Annotated in this window: 17 protein-coding genes; 7 read left to right on the plus strand and 10 right to left on the minus strand. The window is 63.7% G+C overall.

Translation table 11 applies throughout. From position 1 onward, the window contains the following. Positions 1-3 precede the first annotated feature (3 nt). Genes AC5ZG1_RS07700 through AC5ZG1_RS07715 form a run of 4 tightly spaced genes read right to left on the minus strand, consistent with a single transcriptional unit; the run spans position 4 to position 4,147 of the window. A complete protein-coding gene (locus tag AC5ZG1_RS07700) occupies positions 4-843 on the minus strand; it encodes a carbohydrate ABC transporter permease (RefSeq protein WP_207230935.1) in 840 nt (279 codons plus the stop codon). After that, entirely contained in the window at positions 833-1,792 is a 960-nt protein-coding gene (locus tag AC5ZG1_RS07705) for a carbohydrate ABC transporter permease (RefSeq protein ID WP_496132462.1), read from the minus strand. The genes AC5ZG1_RS07700 and AC5ZG1_RS07705 overlap by 11 nt, the downstream gene beginning before the upstream one ends. After that, entirely contained in the window at positions 1,792-3,192 is a 1,401-nt protein-coding gene (locus AC5ZG1_RS07710) for an ABC transporter substrate-binding protein (protein WP_496132463.1), read from the minus strand. Before AC5ZG1_RS07710 ends, AC5ZG1_RS07705 begins: the two co-directional genes overlap by 1 nt. A gap of 55 nt (positions 3,193-3,247) precedes the next feature. Next, positions 3,248-4,147, minus strand: a complete 900-nt coding sequence (locus AC5ZG1_RS07715) for a dihydrodipicolinate synthase family protein (RefSeq protein WP_028161552.1) — start codon at positions 4,145-4,147, stop codon at positions 3,248-3,250. Positions 4,148-4,375: 228 nt separating this feature from the next. On the opposite strand from AC5ZG1_RS07715, the gene AC5ZG1_RS07720 reads away from it, so the two are divergent. Continuing rightward, positions 4,376-5,182, plus strand: a complete 807-nt coding sequence (locus AC5ZG1_RS07720; RefSeq protein WP_456643776.1) for an IclR family transcriptional regulator — start codon at positions 4,376-4,378, stop codon at positions 5,180-5,182. Positions 5,183-5,250: 68 nt separating this feature from the next. Here AC5ZG1_RS07720 and AC5ZG1_RS07725 read toward each other — a convergent pair whose 3' ends face one another. The 4 genes from AC5ZG1_RS07725 to AC5ZG1_RS07740 all read right to left on the minus strand — a co-directional run bounded on the left by AC5ZG1_RS07725 (position 5,251) and on the right by AC5ZG1_RS07740 (position 9,908). Beyond that, a complete protein-coding gene (locus tag AC5ZG1_RS07725; RefSeq protein WP_456643775.1) occupies positions 5,251-6,267 on the minus strand; it encodes a hypothetical protein in 1,017 nt (338 codons plus the stop codon). 109 nt (positions 6,268-6,376) lie between these two features. Then, positions 6,377-7,384, minus strand: a complete 1,008-nt coding sequence (locus AC5ZG1_RS07730) for a substrate-binding domain-containing protein (protein ID WP_456643774.1) — start codon at positions 7,382-7,384, stop codon at positions 6,377-6,379. A gap of 23 nt (positions 7,385-7,407) precedes the next feature. Continuing rightward, entirely contained in the window at positions 7,408-8,397 is a 990-nt protein-coding gene (locus tag AC5ZG1_RS07735) for an ABC transporter permease (protein WP_130223198.1), read from the minus strand. Then, complete coding sequence (locus tag AC5ZG1_RS07740; RefSeq protein ID WP_496132464.1) at positions 8,394-9,908, minus strand: sugar ABC transporter ATP-binding protein; 1,515 nt, start codon at positions 9,906-9,908, stop codon at positions 8,394-8,396. The genes AC5ZG1_RS07735 and AC5ZG1_RS07740 overlap by 4 nt, the downstream gene beginning before the upstream one ends. A 167-nt stretch (positions 9,909-10,075) precedes the next feature. Here AC5ZG1_RS07740 and AC5ZG1_RS07745 point away from each other — a divergent pair, with 167 nt between their 5' ends. Both AC5ZG1_RS07745 and AC5ZG1_RS07750 read left to right on the plus strand, forming a co-directional pair. Further along, positions 10,076-10,966: a CoA transferase subunit A gene (locus tag AC5ZG1_RS07745; protein ID WP_456643772.1), complete on the plus strand. Its 891-nt coding sequence runs from the start codon at positions 10,076-10,078 to the stop codon at positions 10,964-10,966. Positions 10,967-10,969: 3 nt separating this feature from the next. Continuing rightward, entirely contained in the window at positions 10,970-11,782 is an 813-nt protein-coding gene (locus tag AC5ZG1_RS07750; protein ID WP_456643771.1) for a CoA-transferase subunit beta, read from the plus strand. A gap of 72 nt (positions 11,783-11,854) precedes the next feature. Here the strand turns inward: AC5ZG1_RS07750 and AC5ZG1_RS07755 are convergent, their stop codons facing one another. Both AC5ZG1_RS07755 and AC5ZG1_RS07760 read right to left on the minus strand, forming a co-directional pair. Next, positions 11,855-12,997: a CaiB/BaiF CoA transferase family protein gene (locus AC5ZG1_RS07755; protein WP_496132465.1), complete on the minus strand. Its 1,143-nt coding sequence runs from the start codon at positions 12,995-12,997 to the stop codon at positions 11,855-11,857. A 19-nt stretch (positions 12,998-13,016) separates the two neighbouring features. Beyond that, entirely contained in the window at positions 13,017-14,072 is a 1,056-nt protein-coding gene (locus tag AC5ZG1_RS07760; protein WP_456643769.1) for a LacI family DNA-binding transcriptional regulator, read from the minus strand. 206 nt (positions 14,073-14,278) lie between these two features. On the opposite strand from AC5ZG1_RS07760, the gene AC5ZG1_RS07765 reads away from it, so the two are divergent. The 4 genes from AC5ZG1_RS07765 to AC5ZG1_RS07780 are packed head-to-tail and all read left to right on the plus strand — an operon-like array spanning position 14,279 to position 17,544. Further along, complete coding sequence (locus AC5ZG1_RS07765) at positions 14,279-15,055, plus strand: ATP-binding cassette domain-containing protein (protein ID WP_496132466.1); 777 nt, start codon at positions 14,279-14,281, stop codon at positions 15,053-15,055. Between the two features lie 25 nt (positions 15,056-15,080). Continuing rightward, entirely contained in the window at positions 15,081-16,013 is a 933-nt protein-coding gene (locus AC5ZG1_RS07770; protein WP_496132467.1) for a CoA transferase subunit A, read from the plus strand. Beyond that, on the plus strand, positions 16,006-16,779 hold the full coding sequence (locus AC5ZG1_RS07775; RefSeq protein ID WP_496132468.1) for a CoA-transferase subunit beta: 774 nt from the start codon (positions 16,006-16,008) through the stop codon (positions 16,777-16,779). Before AC5ZG1_RS07770 ends, AC5ZG1_RS07775 begins: the two co-directional genes overlap by 8 nt. A gap of 18 nt (positions 16,780-16,797) precedes the next feature. Next, a complete protein-coding gene (locus AC5ZG1_RS07780) occupies positions 16,798-17,544 on the plus strand; it encodes a hypothetical protein (RefSeq protein ID WP_496132469.1) in 747 nt (248 codons plus the stop codon). The last annotated feature ends 30 nt before the right edge of the window (positions 17,545-17,574 follow it).

Raw genomic sequence — 17,574 nt, forward strand, 5'->3', positions numbered from 1 at the left:
GCGTCAGCCCTTGACCGCGCCCGCGGTCATGCCCGCGACGAGGTACTTGCGCATCAGCACCGAGAAGAGCAGCACAGGCATCATGATCAGCGTGCCGCCGGCGGCGATCTTGCCCCACTCCCAACCTTCGTAGTTCATGAAGTTTACGACCTCGACGGGAGCGGTCATGGCGCTGTTGCGGGTCAACGTCAGGGCGAAGAAGAAGTCGTTCCAGGAATAGAGGAAGCACAACATTGCCGTGGTGGCTATCGCCGGAGTGGACATCGGAAGAACGATCAGCACGAATGTCTTCCAGAGGCTGGCACCATCTATCCAGGCGGCCTCTTCCAGCGCGCGCGGCGTCCCATCAAAGAAATTGCGCATCAGCCACACGACCAGCGCGAGATTGAAAGTCAGGTAGACGATGATGAGGCCGGTCTTCGTGTCCAGTAGTCCAAGATTGCGGTAAACGAGGAAGTAGGGAATGGCGAAGGCGACCGGCGGCGCCATTCGCGAGGCCAGGATAAGCAGCGAGAACGTGCGCTCGCGACGCATGGTGGCGCGCGACAGCGCGTAGGCGCCGGGCGTTCCGATCATCAGCGCCAACGCGGTCGAAACCGTGCTGGTGACGATGCTGTTCCAGATCGACACCGAGAACCGGCCAGTCCACAACCCTTCGTAGTTCTTCAGCGTCGGCTTGAAGAACAAGCCATCTATTCCGGTGAAGAACTCGTCCGACGGCTTGAAGCTCATCACCACAAACCACAGGAAGGGCAACAGCGTCAGGATCGCGAGCACGATGACGAGCGTGTTGGCAAGAATGCGTTCGCGACGTGGCAGATAGGAGGGAGCGTTAGTCGACACGGGACTCTCCTGCAACGACGCGGATGATGATCCAGCTCAGCAACAGCGTGATCGCAAGCAGCACCATGGTGACTGCCGACGAGTAGCCGATATAGCTGTAGTTGAAGGACTGCGAGAAGACGTAATAGTTGGAGACTTCGGTCACGGTGCCCGGCCCGCCATCGGTAAGGATATAGATCAGCGGGAAGGTCTTGATGCTGTCGATCAATCGGAACAGGCCGGCAACCAGGAGCGTGTTCCGCAGATAAGGCAGCGTCACGAACCAGGTGAGCTGCCAGCTTGTCGCGCCGTCAATGCGGGCGGCCTCGCGCAGCTCCTCGGGCATCATCGAGAGCGCCGCCAGGATGATCAGCATCGTGAAGGGAAACCATTCCCAGGTATCGGCGATGATGATCGCGGTCAGCGCCCAATTGGCATCGGTGATCGGCGTCGCGACGGACCAGCCAAGCGCTTTGAATATCCACCACGCCGGGCTGATGTCGGGCGAGTAAAGCACCTTCCAGATGATCGCCACGACGATGGGTGGCAACACCATCGGCACGAGAAACGTCGAGCGCAAGGCCTCCATCAGCGCGGTGCGCATGTTCAGCAGCAAGGCCACGACGAGGCCGAGCAGGAGCTGCAGCACCACGGTGAAGAACGACAGCTTGAGCTGCACCCACAGGCTGTTGTGCAGCCTGCTGTCGCCGAACAGAACCTTGTAGTTGGCCAGCGGGTCCGACAAATTCCACGCCGTTCCCGGCGTCGCCAGGCTCAGCGGCGTAAAGCTGGTGACCAGAAGATAGATCGTCGGCAGCAGCGTGACGATGGCGAGGATCACGAGCACCGGCGTCAGCAGCATCCAGAAAAAGCGGATCCGCTGTCGTTCGAAATGGGGAAGCGCGCCGATAGCTGCGCCACGGCCATCGCTGGCCGCGGCGTAATCCGACACCTTGGTGGAGATCGACATTAAAGCGCAACACCGGCCTTGCGCAGATCGGCAACGGCTTCGGCCTGTGCCGTCGCCATGGAAGCCTCCGCGCTCTGCTGACGCGAGGCGATGCGCTCGATCGCCTTGTTGATCTTGTCGCCCACTTGCGGAAAGACCGGGACGGTACGGTAGCTCATGTAGTTGCCCTCGCCGGCCCGCTCCAAAATTTGAAGATAGAGCGCGGCGACATCCTGACCGTTGATGTTGAGCACCTTGCGGTATTCCGGATCGTCGATGATGGACCGGCGCGGAACGGCGAGGCCACCGCGCTCGAACGCGATACGCCGGAACGTCTCCTTCGAGGTTGCCCACTGAATGAAGGCCCACGCGGCTTCCTTCTGCCGCGCGCCGACCGGAATGCCGTAGCCGTTGGCATTCGAGCCCGGGAAGCTGCCGCCGGCCCCCTTCGGGATCATGCCGAAGCGCGCCGTCTCCTTGACCTTGGAATCGGCGCGCTTGGCGAGCGGCAGCACCCAGGCCATCGCATTGGTGCGAATGTTGGCGCGCCCCTCCGTCTGGCTGCGGAGCGCCTGATCGTCCGTGAACGACAACACGCCCTGCGGGCCGTATTTGCTGAGGAGATCCCCATAATATTGCGCGGCGCGCGCCGCTTCCGGCGTATCGAGCGTCGGCATCAGATCGTCCGGCGCCTTGCGAAACACCTTGCCACCCATGTTCATGAGGTAGGGCGGGAAATTCCAGTGATGCAGCTTGTCGTTCACGTAGGCCGCAACGCCATCCTTGCCATGGACGGCCGCGCAGACTGCCGCGAGTTCTTCGAGTGTCTCGGGGATCTTAAGACCGGCCTTCTCGATCAGGTCGTAACGCGCGATCCCCATCATCATCGCGCCGGCCTCCCAGGCGAAGCCGTAGGTCTTGCCGTCCTTGCCGCGGAACGGGGTCTGGGTGCCGCTGACGAAGTCGTCGGGATTCCACTCCGCGGGGGTCTGGTTGCGATCACTGACGAACGAGTCCAGCGGCGCGAGCCAGCCCGCACCAACCCAGCGGCCCGAATAGGGGAACGTGATGTTGATGAAGTCGTAGCTGGATCCCTGCGTGGAAAGCTCGAGATCCATGCGCTGGTTGTAGACAGGGAAGGCCTGGAGATCGATCTCGACCTTCATCCCTGTCGCCTTCTCGAACTCCGGCAGATAGGCCTTCACATTCTCATGGAAGACGTGCTGGAAGCAGGCGCCGCGAAGCGTGACGCCATCAAACCGCTTCGCCTGGGCCAGCACTGCGGGAGAGCGCAGGCCGACGGCGGCGCCGGCCGTCAGCGCAGCCATCGTCCTCAAGACGTCCCGGCGATTGATGGCGCCGGCCGCCGGGAGAGCAGCATCAGCCGCTTCGGGATTCGCCGCTTCGGGACTCCTGGACATGTTCTTCCTCCTCGCTAGGCACTTTGCGCGCCGATTTTGTAGATATGAGAGACGATCAGCGTCCCGGATCGAACGCGAGCAGCGCTTCGAGCGCCGGACGGATGACCTTCTTCTGCTCTTCACTTGCCGGCGGCATGGGATGCCGCGGCGCCAGGCCGACGTGATCGCCCTGAAGTTCGAGGCAATACTTGACGAGAGCCGGAAGATTCTCGTGGCCCATCAGGTTCCAGAATGGGACGAGCTTGTTATGGATCTTCAGTGCGAGCTCATGATCGCCGCGCTCGACCGCATCCCACAGCGCGACGCAGGGACCCGGCGCGGCCGTCGGCGAAGCAGCCAGAGTGCCTTGCGCACCCATCATGAAGCACGGATACAGAAGGTCATCGATGGCGGCGAGGATCGCCTTGCCCTTCGGCGCGCGGATTACCAGCTCGGCGGCGCGCTTGATGTTGCCCTGGCTCTGCTTGATGCCGATGACGCCCGGGATCTCCTCCAGAATGCGCAGGACGAGCTCGGTGCTGAGCAGATTCCAGGGAATGACGTTGTAGATGACAAGAGGAATGCCGACTGTTTCCCAGATGCGCTTGAAATAGTCGAACATCGCCTGTTCGCCGTAGTCGAACACGTAGAATGTCGGGGTGACCTGCAGCGCGGTGATGTTAAGACCGTTAAGCGCCTTGGCCTTGGCAACCACATCGCGCGTGCTGTTGGAAATGATGCCGGCTACGACCGGCACCTTGCCGTTGACCTCTTCGACAGCAGCCGCAGCGAGCTGACGCAGTTCGGCGGTCTCGAGCGTGAACCCCTCGCCGGTCGAACCGCCGAAGCACACGCCATGCACCTTCTTGCTGAGAATATAGCGGACATGAGACCTGAACTTGGCCTCCTCGATGTTGCCGTCCTGATCGAATGGGGTGACGAGCGCCGGGATGATTCCCTTCAAGGTGGTGCTCATGATTTACGATGACTCCGCAGCTCTAATTGATCCTGATAAGTGGCACCGATAACGGCGCACCATTTCCTTGTCAAAGATCGTCAACGAATTGACATTACGTAGCTAATTGCGTTTTCGTCGAAACAATATCCCGATAGTCGGGATAAAATACGAATTTCATCCATTTGCTCGTACAACGAGTATCCCATATATTCGGACGTCCAGAGGTCATATTCAGGACGGGAAAACATGGACGCCGTGAACAGCGAGGCGGACAAAGACAGCGGCGCCGAAACCTCCGCGCAGAAGATGCAGAAGGTGCTTCAGTGCTTCTCCGTCCTGGAGCGCAGCCTCAGCGTTTCCGAGATCGCCGAACGAACCGGCATGCCGCGCAGCACCGCGCACAGATGGTGCGTCTCGCTACGCGAGATCGGCTTCCTCGATCAGGATCATACCAGGGACGAGTACCGGTTGGGCCTGAGCCTGCTTCAGCTCGGCAACACCGTGCTGTCGAGCATGGATCTGCAGAAGCAGCAGCGGCCGATCGTCGAATCGCTGACCCAGGCTTCGCAGGAAGGTGTGCATCTGGGTGTATTCGACGGCATCAGCATGGTGTTCGTGTCGCATACTCCGGGTGGACCACTGGTCCGCAACAACTCCACCACGCTCGTCGAGTCATCACCTTGTTATTGCACGAGCGTCGGCAAGGCCGCGCTGGCCTTCCAACCTGCCCCGGTCGTCCAGCGTATCATCGACATGGGCCTGGTGGCCTACACGCGCAACACGATCACCGATCCCGACAAGCTTCGCGAGGAGCTGCGGATCATCCGCGAGCGCGGCTATGCTCTCAACGATGGCGAGTTTGAACCGCATACGCGTTGCATTGGCGCCCCGATCCGCAATGCCAGCGGAAAAGTGATCGCCGCCATCAGCGTCACAGGCACGTCCAAACGCCTGCCCGATAGCCGCGTCAAGAACATTGCCCCGCTTGTGGTCCAGCACGCCGACGCGCTCTCCATTCAGCTCGGCTACCGCATCCGCGGCGTGGCCAGCTAGCGCCTTTCGAGCGAAGCATGCGCTCGGACTTGATCCGAGGGTAGACAGCGGTTCGCGTGAAGAAACCGTCAGGCTGGCAACCTGCACGACGCCCAGCCGACCGCGGTGAGCTTGGCATCCGATGCGCGGCGCGCCCAGACCTCGAGCTCGACGACACGCACGCCATCGGCCAGCGTGCCCACAGCCGTCACCACGCCCGAGAACGACACCGGATCGAACACCTGCAGCGTGTTGATGAATTTCATCTTCAGCCAGCCTTTGGTAAACCAGGCTGCGCCGAACACCCGCGCCATCAGCTCCGCTGCGGCGCCGTATTCCTGCTGGCCCTGCACGATCAGGGTCGGCAGCTTGCCTTTCTTGGCAATCTGCAGATCGTTGTGCGTATTGCGCACGTATTCGCCGATGCGCGAGAAGACAGCGGTCTGCTCGGCTGTGAAGACCTTGGTGAGCGGCGTCAACACGTCGCCCACAGCCACATCGCTACCGGCCTTCTCGATCCGCCGCGCACAGTCCGCAACCTCTCCCGTCACGCTGCGTTCGGTCTTGCTGCTGCCGCGGCCGGCGATGAGACCCGGCACCGTGCGCAGGATCTCGACGCCGCGGTGTCTGACGATGCTGCGCCCGTCCTCGGCGGTCGCCTGGGCTTCCATGACCACATAGCCTTGGCCGCGCCGCTCATAGGCCTCGACATACTGGCCGGAGAGCGTCACGCGTTCGCCCAGCTTCACCGGACTATCGAACCAGATCTGCTCCTCGGTGTGGAAACCCACCGTCTTGCTGGCACGATAACGCGTAGTGAAGAGCTGGACGAGATCATTGCCCAGCAGCGCCGGATGACCGATGCGCGCACCGTCGAACGGGCTCTCGCCCCGCAGGTACCAGGCACCATAGTCGTCCTGGGTGAAAGCGAAGCGCTTGATCTTGTGATCGTCGATGGTGATCGTCACCGGCCCCAGTTCCTCCGGGATCCGCAGGTTCTCGAACACCGGCTCCTTCAGGCCGGCTTCGAGGTCATCTACGGTCACGGCCCGGCGAGGGTCGGTCAGATCGCGCCAGGGGTTCGGTGCGGCGGTCGATTGGGTCATGGTCACGTCCTGGAAGCGCTCTTCGATTGCTGCGCGAACGGCGGCCGGCTGCGGCTTCGGCCGAATGCAAGGAAACAACGGACCCCGGCCGGAGTCCGGGATCGGAGCATCAGAAGGTCAGGCGTGAAGGCAGGACCTTCCGCTTGCGGCTCTCCGGGTCATACCACTCGGTCACATTCGACTTGGTGATCAGCGGGGAATCGAAGGCGATCGTCTTCTTGATCGGCTTGCCGCGCAGGATCTGCACCGCGGCCTCGATCCCCTCCGAGCCGAACGGAAGATACTCCCACACGCCGTCGAGATCGCCCTTGTAGATACCTTCCAGTGCCTCGACCGTGAGACCGTCATAGCCGGTGAACCACATCTGGTCCTTGCGCCCCGCCTCTTTGGCGGCGCGCACAGCGCCGAGAGCCATGTCGTCATTATGGCAGTAGACCGCGTCGATCTGCTTGTTGGCCTGGAGCAGATCCTCCATGCCCTTGATGGCCTGGGTGCGGTCGTAGTTGGCGACGATGTGGCCAATGATCTTGATGTCCGGATGCTTCTCGATGACTTCACGCCAGCCTTTCCCGCGCTGCTGGTTGATTACCGATCCAGGCTTGCCCTCGATCTGCGCAATCAGACCTTTGCCGCCGAGCTTCTTGACGTAGTACTCGCCGGCCGAACGCGAGGTCGCCATGGTGTCGGTCGCGAGGTGACACGCGAAATCAACGCCGCGGGCCAGCGGCGAGCTGAGTACCACGATCGGAATCTTGGCTTCGTTGATCTGCTTGACCGCGGGCGCGATCGCCTCGGCGTAGTAAGTCGAGATGATGATGATGTCGACGTTGCGGACGAGCAGATCCTCGATGTCGCGGACCTGCTTGGCCGGCTGGTCGTTGGCATCATAGACGACGGTCTTGAGACCGTACTTCTTGGCGGTCTCCTCGATGCCTGCCTGTTGCTGCTTGATCCACTCGGTGTTGGAGAAGGACATCGTGAAGCCGACGGTCTTTCCCTGCACGGCCTGCGCAAACGAGTCTTGTCCCCAGATGGCGCCGGACGCGAGCGCCGCAGCGCCGGCGCCGAGCTTGAGGATGTCGCGGCGGTTCGCCCGCCGCGCTCCGTCGTGGGTCATGATTTCTCCTCCAATTGCGGGCTTCAGCGCCGCTTTCTCCATTCGCTCATGACGACCGCCAGAACGATGATCACGCCCTTGAGCAGCATCTGAGAATAAGGTGACACGTTGAGCAGGTTGAGGACGTTCGATAGGAACGCCATGATCAGCACGCCGAGCACCGTGCCGCCGACACCGCCGACGCCGCCATCGAAGGTGGTGCCGCCGATCAGCGTGGCTGCGATGGCGTCGAGCTCATAGAGCGTGCCGGCATTGGGCTCGCCGACAGTGAGGCGGCTCGCCAGGACGACGCCCGCAAGACCCGCCAGCAGCCCGCTCACCGTGTAGACGAGCACCTTGTTGCGCTCGACTGCGATGCCCGAGAGGCGAGCCGCCTCCTCATTGGCACCGACGGCGTAGACGGCGCGGCCGAACACGGTGTAGCGGAGCGTCACAGCCGCGATCAGCCATACGAACGCGAACAGCACCACCGGCGCCGGAACAGGCCCGATGAAGCCGGACCCGAGAAAAGTGAAGGCCGCCGACGCATCGCGCACGATGACGTTGCTGCCTTCCGTATAGATGTAGACGAGGCCACGCACGAAGATCATCGTGCTCAACGTCGCGATGAAAGGCTGCAGGCGCAGACGCGTGATCAGCAGCCCGTTGACGATGCCGACCGCGACCCCCGCCGCGACCCCGACCAGCACCGCGGCGCCCACGCCGTAGTGCGCGAAGCCGGCCGTCAAGGCGGCCGAAATGCCGACGATGGAGCCGGCCGAGAGGTCGATTCCCCGGTTCAAGATGACGTAGGTCATCCCGATGCTGACGAGGCCGATCATGGTCGCCCCGCGCAACACATTCAGGATATTGCGCGAGGACAGGAAGTACGGCGACAGCAGGCTCGCCACGACGAGCAGCAGCACGAGTGCGAGCACGTTGCTGTAACGCACCAGCAAGCCCAGGGCCCGGTTGTAACCGGAGTTGGCGGATTTGGGAGAGGCCGCGCCTTCCGTGATGGCGGTGTCGGTCATGCGTGAAGCTCTTGCTTGATGGATTGAGCGGGGAGGGCGAGAGCGAGCAGGCTTTCTTCCGTCGCACGGTCGCCCTCGACTTCGCCGGTGATCCGCCCGTCGCTCATGACGAGCACGCGATCGGCCATGCCCAGGATCTCGGGCAGTTCGGAGGAGATGAGCAGGACCGCAATTCCCTCGCGGGCGAGTTGATCGACGAGCGCGTAGATCTCGCGCTTGGCGCCCACATCGATACCGCGGGTGGGCTCGTCAAGGATGAGCACGCGCACGCCCTTGAGGAGCCATCGCGCAAGGATGCATTTCTGCTGGTTGCCGCCGCTCAGCACGGCGATCGGCTGCTCGGCATGAGGGGTCCGCACGTTGAGGCGGCCGATAAACGCCCGCGCCTGCTCGGCCTGCTTGCGGCTGTTGAGCACGCCGAAGCGGCTGTGCTTCTCCGGAGCCGCGAACGCGATGTTCTCGCGAACCGAAAGCGGCATGAAGAGGCCGTCGCGGCGATCCTCGGCGATGTAGGACACGCCCTTTCTGATCGCGTCCGCCGGGCTGCGCAGGACGACCGGTTCTCCGTCGATCAGGATGCGCCCCGCCGAGATCGGGGCTGCACCGAACAGGGCGCGCGCCAGCTCCGTTCGGCCTGCGCCGACCAGGCCGGAGAGGCCGAGAATCTCGCCGGCGCACAACGTCAGGCTTGCGTCCCTGAAGCCGTGACCTGAAATCTCCCGCGCCTCCAGCACCGGCTTGCCGGGCACCCTCCCCTTGGCGGGGAAGCGCTCGCCAAGATCACGCCCGACCATGAGGCCGATCAGCACATCCTTGCTGGTCGACGCCACGTCCAGGGTCGTCACCCTGCGGCCATCCTTCAGGACGGTGACGCGCGAGGCGATCCGGAAAATCTCGTCCAGATGATGCGAGATATAAAGAAAGCTGACGCCATCGGCCTGCAGCCTCCGCACGATGGTGAAGAGGCGATCGACCTCCACCGGCGTGAGACTCGCGGTCGGCTCATCGAGAATGATCAGGCGCGCCTTGAATGCGAGCGCCTTGGCGAGCTGGATGAGCTGCCGCTGCGCGATCGACAATGCCTCGACCGGGGTACGCGGATTGAGATCGAGGCCGACACGCTCCAGTAATTCGGCGGTCCTGCGATCGGCTTCGGCCCAATCCACCCGTCCCCAGGCCGCCAGCGGCAGGCGTCCCATAAAAACGTTTTCCGAAATGGACAAAGGACTGCAAAGCTTTGGCTCCTGATGCACCATGCTGATCCCGAGCTCGAGCGCCGCGAAGGGATCCGGAATCCGCACCGGACGGCCATCCAGCAAGATTTCGCCGCCATCCGGCGTGTAGATTCCGTCCAGGACCTTCATCAGGGTCGATTTTCCGGCGCCGTTTTCTCCAATAAGCGCATGTATTTCACCGCGCTCGACCAGCAATGACACCTGATCAAGCGCCACCACGCCGGGAAACGACTTCGAAATACCGCGAACATCAAGAAAAGCCGGGACCGGCGCCAAGTATTTCCTCCATCTCACCCGCGTCTCCACAGTTTTGAGACTTGTCGCGCGGTGTATGATCGATATAAAAACGTTTTTGTATCGGACGCGCAAGCTGAAAATGCAATCTGGCGGCCGATCACGTTGTGAAATTTTGTGGGGTCCGCCTCACGGTGCCGGGAGCCGCCATGAAGAACAAGCTCGTTTCACTCGAGGCCGCGCTGGCCCCGATCCCGTCCGGCGCGACGCTGGCGATCGGCGGGAGTCTGCTGCGGCGCCAGCCCAATGCGGCCGTCCGCGAATTGATCCGCCGCGAGATCAAGGACCTCACCTTGGTCACGTGGGCGACCACCACCGCGACCGACATGCTGGCCGCAGCGGGCGCGATCCGGCGCTGGGAGGGCATCTATGCAGGGATGTTCAGCCACGGCCTCGCGCCCAATTTCAGGCGCGGCGTCCAGAGCGGGACCATCACGGCGCGCGACTTCTCCGAATGCGCGATCGTGGCGCGTTTCCGCGCGGCCGCAGCGGGGCTCGCCTTCATGCCCGTTCGCTCGCTGCTCGGCTCCGACATGGCGGCGCGCAATCCGGAGCAAATCCGGCCCATCACCTGCCCCTTCAGCGGCGACAAGCTCCATGCAGTCGCCGCAGCCGACGCCGATTTCACCATCATTCACGGTTACGCCGGCGACTGCTACGGCAACGTGCAGTGGCCCGTCGTGCGCGACAGCGACGACATCGACCAGCTCATGGCGAGCGGTGCGAGGCGGCTCATCGTCACCGTCGAGAAGATCGTTCCGCACCAGCAGGTCAAGGCGCAGCCGACCCTCACCTATATTCCGGGACAGTGGGTCGAGGCCATCGTCGAGGTCCCGCAAGGCGCGCATCCGGCGGCCTGCGACTCCATCTACGACGAAGACGAAGAGCATCTGCGGCTTTACCTCGAGCACGCCAAGACCCCCGAAGGCATGGCGAGCTATCTCGACCGCTTCGTCCGCACGCCACGGACTCACGACGAGTACCTTCACGCCAGCGGCGCTTCCGCCCGCCTCCCGTCCCTTTCCGTTCAGCAGGGCTGACGCATGAACACGCTTACCGCCACCGGCTTCACCGTCAACGAACTCGCAGCCTGTATCATTGCGCGCGAAATCAGGGATGACGACCTGATCTTTGTCGGCGTCGGCACCAACGGACGCGCCTTCACGCTCGCCGTCGGCATCCCGCTCACCGCGTGTCGCCTCGCGCAACTGCGCCATGCGCCCGGCGCGACGGTCTACTGGGGCAACCTGTTGGATCCGGACCTTTCCAGCATGCCCGACAACCTCCGCCAGGACAGCCTGACGCGCTGGCATGCCGCGGCCTGCCCGGCCGACACGGGCTTCAAATGCGACATGCTTGGCCGCGGCCGCTTCGACGTCTCGTTCGAGTCCGCGGCGCAGGTCGATCGCCACGGCAATCTCAACATCACCGCGATCGGCGATTATGCAAAGCCGGATGTACGGCTGGTCGGCTGCCTCGCCCAGCCCGAGCATCTGGCCTTTGTACGCCGTCCCATCATCGTGGTGGACCTCGACAAGCGTACGTTCGTGGAGCAGGTCGATTTCGTGACCAGCGTCGGCCACCGGGTGCGGGGCACTCCGCGTCGGGAATTTGGCCTGCCAGGGCCGGGCCCGGCGCTCGTCGTCACCGACAAGGCCATCTTCGACTTCGGGACCGACGGCGCCATGCGCCTGCGTTCGCTGCATCCGGGCGTAACGCTCGATGACGTGCGCTCACGCATGGGCTTCGCGCCGACCATTCCCGAAAAGATCCCCGTCACGGAGCAACCGTTGCCCGAGGAGTTACGCCTGCTGCGCGAGGTGATTGATCCACGCGGCGTATTGATGCGGGTTTGAGCGCCCCCGAATAATGTGGCACGAACGTGCCACGGGGCAGCGCCGCCGCCCCGTGCGCGTTCGGCGCTCACTTCAGCCGAGCCAGTCCGCGACCACCTCGCTGGTGTGCTCTCCGATCGACGGCGCCCGCCGGCGGATGCTGTTCGCGGTCTCCGAGAGCTTCACGGTGACCCCGTGCGTCGGCACATTGCCGTCGGGATAAGCGATATCGACGATCTGCTCGCGATGCTTGAGCTGCGGATTTGTGACCACTTCGGCAATGGTGGCGACCTTCCCGCACGGCACCTCGGCACGCGCCAGCGTCTCGACCACGTCGTCGGAGCGGTGCTGGGCGATCCAGCCGGCGATGATGGTTTCGATCGCGTCAGCGTTGGCCATACGTGCAGCGTGCGTGGCGAACCGATCATCCGAGAGCAGGTGCTCGAGACCGGCCGCCTTGCACAAGCGGGGAAACAGCGCGTCATTGCCGGCATTGAAGTGAATCCAGCGCTCGTCCTTGCAACGATAGTTGTTGGCGGGCGCCGAATAGCGGTCGCGCGCTCCCTTGCGCGTGGCCTCCGTTCCGAACAGCGCGTACTCGGGAATGGCGGTCAGCAGCAGGGTCACGGCGCTGTCCAATAGCGCAGCGTCAACCACCTGCCCTCGTCTGGTCCGCTCGCGCGCCTGCAAGGCTCCGAGCGCACCGACGGTCGCGTAGAGGCCGGTCACCTGATCGACGACGAAGGCGCCCGAAGGGACCGGCTTACCGCCGGCCTCGCCCGTGATCTCCATCAGGCCGCTTATGGCCTGCGCGATGACGTCGAAGCAGGGGCGCTGCGCATGCGGTCCGGTCTGTCCGAAGCCGGAGATGCGCACCATGATCAGACGCGGATTGATGGCGGAAAGCTCCTCGTAGCTGCATCCCATCTTCTCGAGCGTGCCCGGCCGGAAATTCTCGATCAGGATGTCCGCTTTGGCGGCGAGGTCGCGCAGGAGCTGCTGGCCCTCGGCGCTGCGATAGTCGAGCGCAAGGCTGCGCTTGTTGCGATTGAACATCATGACATAGAGGCTCTCGCCTCCGATCTTTGGCGCGATCGCCCGGGCATCCTCACCCTTGCCGGCCCGCTCCACCTTGACGACGTCGGCGCCCATGTCGCCCAGCAGCATTCCGCAAACAGGTCCCGCAATGAAGCGCGACAAATCGAGGACCTTGATCCCCTCAAGCGAACCGGCCATTTCCTCTCCTTGACTGGAATTATACGGCTTCTTTCTTGCGCTTCCTGCCCGCCGCCTGGGGGGCGCGCGCGGTGGACCCGCGGACCACGAGGCCCGTCGGGAAAATCTGCTCGCGTGCCGGCGACGGACGCTGATTGCGGATCCGCTTCATAAGCATCTCCGCCGCGGCCGCGCCCATGGTGCGCTTCTGCAGATGGATGGTGGTCAGATCGATGCGACGGAAGGAAGCGAGCTGGATGTCGTCGAGACCGACAACCGAGAGATCGCTCGGCACCTTGATGCCGAGCTCCATGGCCGCCTCGATCACGCCCATGGCGTTCAGGTCGTTGCTGGCCATGATCGCGGTGGGGCGATTGGGCAGAGACAACAAGCGCAGGCCGGCGTCGTAGCCGGTCGGCAAATTGTAGTCGCCGTTGAAGATGAGTTCGGCGTCCCGGTCGAGCTTCAGGCGGCGAACAGCGGCTTTGTAGGCCTCGAGCCGTTCGGCGGCGGTCGAGGAGTCCATCGGACCACGCACGAAGCCGATGCGGGTATGGCCGAGACTGGCGAGATGATCGACCGCCTGGGTGATTCCGCCGACATTGTCGGAACCGACATAGTCATCCTCGTGGCGCGGACTGCGCCGCTGGACCAGCACGAAAGGCGTTCCCGAGTCGAGCAGCTCGCGAACGCGCGGCGTATCCGTGTATTGGGAGATCAGCACCATGCCGTCGACCTGGCTGTCGAGCAGCGCGCGCATATGCCAGATCTGCTTCTCCTCATCGCCATCCGTGTTGCAGAGAAGCAGGCTGCACTTTTCGCGGATCGCCACGTCCTCCACGCCACGGACGAAATCCGGAAAGGCCGGGTTGGCGACGTCCGCGATCAGGACGCCGATGGTGAAGCTGCGCTGCATCCGCAGCGCCCTGGCCACGGCAGACGCACGATAGCCGAGACGCTCGGCCGTCTCCTTCACCAGCCGCCGGGTCTCCTCGCTCACATGCTGTTTGCCAACCAGCGCGTTGGAGACGGTCGAGAGGGCGATGCCGCACTCGTTGGCGACATCCTTGATCGTTACGCGCTTCTTGTCTTTCATGTCTCAGGTTCTCCGACACCCATGCACCGTTCGGCAGCAATAGCGGCCGGCCGGGCTTCGTCCAGATTCAGACCCTGAGAGAACGCACATCGCAAGCAGATTAAGTCCGCAGTTGACCCCGGCGTCATAGCACGTGTAGCTTGCAAAACCAAGAAACGTTTTCGGAAATCGTTTCGTGGCTTGTCAGGCCGACACGGAGGATGCGAATGACCCCAGGCATGAGCGGCGCGGCCCTTCTTGAAGCGCGTGGCGTCAGGAAATCCTACGGCCCGGTCCATGCCTTGCGGGGCGTCGACTTCCGCATCCGTAAAGGCGAGACCATCGCGCTCGTCGGCGACAATGGCGCGGGCAAGAGCACCTTCGTCAAGATCCTGTCCGGCGCCATTCAGCCGACCGGAGGAGAAATCCTGTTCGACGGCCGCCCTATCGCGATCTCCTCCACGGAGGTGGCGAGGAATCTGGGAATCGAAACCGTGTACCAGGACCTCGGCCTCTGCGACAATTTGAGCGTCGCCGACAACATATTTCTGGGCCGGGAAAGGACCTGGGGGATCGCTCCGCTGCGTTTCCTGGACAAGCGCAGCATGCGCGCGGCGGCTGACCATGCGCTGAAGGGCCTTTCTGTCAACGTGCCGCGCGCCGACGCCAACGTTTCCGGTCTCAGCGGCGGCCAGCGCCAGGCCGTTGCGCTGGCCCGCACCAAACTATGGAAATCCTCGCTCGTGCTGCTCGACGAGCCGACTGCCGCGCTCGGCGTGCAGGAGACCAAGCGAGCGATGGACGCCGTGCGGAAGCTGCAGGAACAAGGCATCTCCATCGTGCTCATCAGCCACAACATGCCGCTGGTGATGGAGATGAGCCACCGTGTGGTGGTTCTGCGGCATGGGACCAAGGTGGGCGACGTGCCGACCGCCTCCGTCGATGGCGACGATATCGTGTCGCTGATCACCGGCGCCCGCCAGACCTGGATCGAGGCGGCCTGAGCGCCTCACGGACAAGACCCCCAGCATGGCGCAAACGCCGTCGAAACTCGTCTCGCTGGCCGAGGCCGCGCAATCCGTCGTGAGCGGCGCATCGCTGACCGCCGGCGGCTTCGCGCATTCCCACCAGCCGCTCGCCTTCACGCGCGAGCTCATCCGGCAAGGGCGCTCGCGGCTCACGCTGATGAGCGTCGCAGAATGCTGGGTCGCCGAGTTCCTGGCCGCCGCGGGCATGCTCGAGAAGGTCTATTTCTCGAACTTCATGTTCGAGGGCTACGGCCGCTGCCAGCGTTTCTCAAAGGCGGTGGAGGCGGGCACCATCGAGGTCGAAGACCATAGCCATTTCGGCATGGTGTCGCGCCTGATGGCGGCGGGGCTCGGCCTGCCGTTCATGCCGATGAAGGCGATGGCGGGGACGGATATCCTTGCTGTCTCCGGTTTCGAGCCGGCGGCGCACAAGGCCAAGCGCCTGGATTCGCCCTTCGGCAACGGCATCGTCACCGCGGTCTCTCCGCTCAAGCCCGACGTGGCCGTCATTCACGCCGCCCGCGCCGACAGGCTCGGCAATGTGCAGCTATTCGGGACAATGTCGGTGATCGAGGAGCAGGCGCGCGCTGCGCGACAGGTGATCGTCACCGTCGAAGAGATCGTGGACACCGACGTCATCCGTCGCCAACCGGAACTCACGCTGCTGCCGGCGCTGATGGTCGACATGATCGTCCATGTGCCGTACGGCGCGCATCCGACGGGAGTCTACGGCTACTACGACCATGACGCTCCTCACCTTGCCGACTATTACGCCGCATCGCGCTCGGAGACTGACACGACGGCGTGGCTCGACCGCTGGGTGCATGGCCTCCCGGATCATTATGCCTATCTGGACGCCCTGACGATGTCCCGGCTGCTCCGCCTGCGCGTCGACCCCGCGTTGGGTTACCTGCGTGAGGTCTGCCATGACTGACGTCAGCCGCGACGAATACATGGCTGTCGCCGCCTCGCGCGAGATTCGCGACGGCGACACCGCCTTCATCGGGACAGGCCTGCCCATGGTGGCCGCCTATCTCGCCAAGGCGACCCACGCGCCGCGCGTCAACCTCGTGTTCGAATCCGGCATCATCGATCCCCAGCCTGTCGACCTCGCCACCGGCGTGGGCGACTATCGGCTTGTGCACGGCTCTACCAAGGTCGCGGGCACGTTCTATGCCCTCAGTCTGCTGCAGCAGGCGAAGGTCGATATCGGCTTTCTCGGCACGGCCGAGATCGATCCTTACGGCAACCTCAACTCCACGGTGATCGGGCCCTACGACCGGCCGCGAGTCCGGCTGCCGGGCAGCGGCGGCGCCAACGACATCGCCAGCATGGCGAAGCGCTTCGTGGTGATCGCGCGCCTCGACCGCAAACGCTTCGTCGAGAAGCTGCAGTACCTGACGACACCGGGCTTCCTCACCGGTCCCGGCGCACGCGAAGCGGCGGGCCTGCCGGGGGCCGGCCCGGTCAGGGTGATCAGCGATCGCGCGGTCGTTGGTTTCGATCCGGCCTCAAAGCGCATGCGCGTGGAACGGCTCTATCCCGGGGTAACTCTGGGCGAGGTACAGGAGCACATCGCTTTTGCGATCGATGCGGCTCCAACGCTCGAAACCGAACCGAAGCCCGACACTCATTTGCTCCGCCTGTTGCGCGAGGTCATCGACCCCGACGGGGTCTATGTCGGTCGCGACGAGCGCTGAGTCGCAAGGATTTCGTCCATGACCATAAGCTCCAAAGTCGTTTCGCTCCCCGATGCAATCGGCCTCATTCGTGACGCCGACTGTGTCGCCCTTGGCGGCCACGCCGGGCGCAGGCCGCCGATGGCGCTGGCGTGCGAGATCATCCGGCAGGGCCGCAAGGACCTTCGTCTGGTGTCCTGGGACAAGAGCCTGGCGCTCGAACTCCTCGTCGCTGCAGGCTGCGGCGCGCGTATCGCGGCCGATGACATGGAGACACGTGATCGCATCCGCGCCATCGCGCTCGAGTTGCCCTTCACATCGGGCACGTGGGACTCCCATTTCCGCATATTGCGGCCGGATGTCGTGCTCCTGCATGCGCAATGGGCCGATGCGGACGGCAACGTTCGCTTCGCCATGGATCAGTGGGAAGCCGAATTCCCGGACTTGCTGCTCGCGAAGACCGCAACAAAGGTGATCGTGTCCGTGGAGCAGATCGTCAGTCGCCAAGCTATCGCGCGGCGCCCGACCGATCCATTTCTGTCCGGCAAAGCCCTAGCCTGCGTCGTCGAAGCACCTTACGGCGCGTATCCTGCCGCCTGCGACACCCGCTACGAAGCGGACCACGCAGCGCTTGGCGCGATCGCCGACGCGACGCGGTCGGACCAGGCCCTACGGGTCTGGCTCGATACGCATGTCTTCAAGCCGGGCGATCACTGGGCGGCCATCGACGCCGTCGGTTCGCGACGGCTGCTCGGCATCACGACCGACCGGGTGTTGCGGGTCTGATCCCCGACAACACGGCGGTCGGCTGCAGCC

It is taken from the genome of Bradyrhizobium sp. Leo78 (assembly GCF_059512425.1).

Excerpts from the sequence above, each read along its gene's own strand:
- AC5ZG1_RS07705 (WP_496132462.1), bottom strand. The coding sequence starts at position 1,792 with ATGTCGATCTCCACCAAGGTGTCGGATTACGCCGCGGCCAGCGATGGC.
- AC5ZG1_RS07710 (WP_496132463.1), bottom strand. The coding sequence starts at position 3,192 with ATGTCCAGGAGTCCCGAAGCGGCGAATCCCGAAGCGGCTGATGCTGCT.
- AC5ZG1_RS07715 (WP_028161552.1), bottom strand. The coding sequence starts at position 4,147 with ATGAGCACCACCTTGAAGGGAATCATCCCGGCGCTCGTCACCCCATTC.
- AC5ZG1_RS07720 (WP_456643776.1), top strand. The coding sequence starts at position 4,376 with ATGGACGCCGTGAACAGCGAGGCGGACAAAGACAGCGGCGCCGAAACC.
- AC5ZG1_RS07725 (WP_456643775.1), bottom strand. The coding sequence starts at position 6,267 with ATGACCCAATCGACCGCCGCACCGAACCCCTGGCGCGATCTGACCGAC.
- AC5ZG1_RS07730 (WP_456643774.1), bottom strand. The coding sequence starts at position 7,384 with ATGACCCACGACGGAGCGCGGCGGGCGAACCGCCGCGACATCCTCAAG.
- AC5ZG1_RS07735 (WP_130223198.1), bottom strand. The coding sequence starts at position 8,397 with ATGACCGACACCGCCATCACGGAAGGCGCGGCCTCTCCCAAATCCGCC.
- AC5ZG1_RS07745 (WP_456643772.1), top strand. The coding sequence starts at position 10,076 with ATGAAGAACAAGCTCGTTTCACTCGAGGCCGCGCTGGCCCCGATCCCG.
- AC5ZG1_RS07750 (WP_456643771.1), top strand. The coding sequence starts at position 10,970 with ATGAACACGCTTACCGCCACCGGCTTCACCGTCAACGAACTCGCAGCC.
- AC5ZG1_RS07755 (WP_496132465.1), bottom strand. The coding sequence starts at position 12,997 with ATGGCCGGTTCGCTTGAGGGGATCAAGGTCCTCGATTTGTCGCGCTTC.
- AC5ZG1_RS07760 (WP_456643769.1), bottom strand. The coding sequence starts at position 14,072 with ATGAAAGACAAGAAGCGCGTAACGATCAAGGATGTCGCCAACGAGTGC.
- AC5ZG1_RS07765 (WP_496132466.1), top strand. The coding sequence starts at position 14,279 with ATGACCCCAGGCATGAGCGGCGCGGCCCTTCTTGAAGCGCGTGGCGTC.
- AC5ZG1_RS07770 (WP_496132467.1), top strand. The coding sequence starts at position 15,081 with ATGGCGCAAACGCCGTCGAAACTCGTCTCGCTGGCCGAGGCCGCGCAA.
- AC5ZG1_RS07775 (WP_496132468.1), top strand. The coding sequence starts at position 16,006 with ATGACTGACGTCAGCCGCGACGAATACATGGCTGTCGCCGCCTCGCGC.
- AC5ZG1_RS07780 (WP_496132469.1), top strand. The coding sequence starts at position 16,798 with ATGACCATAAGCTCCAAAGTCGTTTCGCTCCCCGATGCAATCGGCCTC.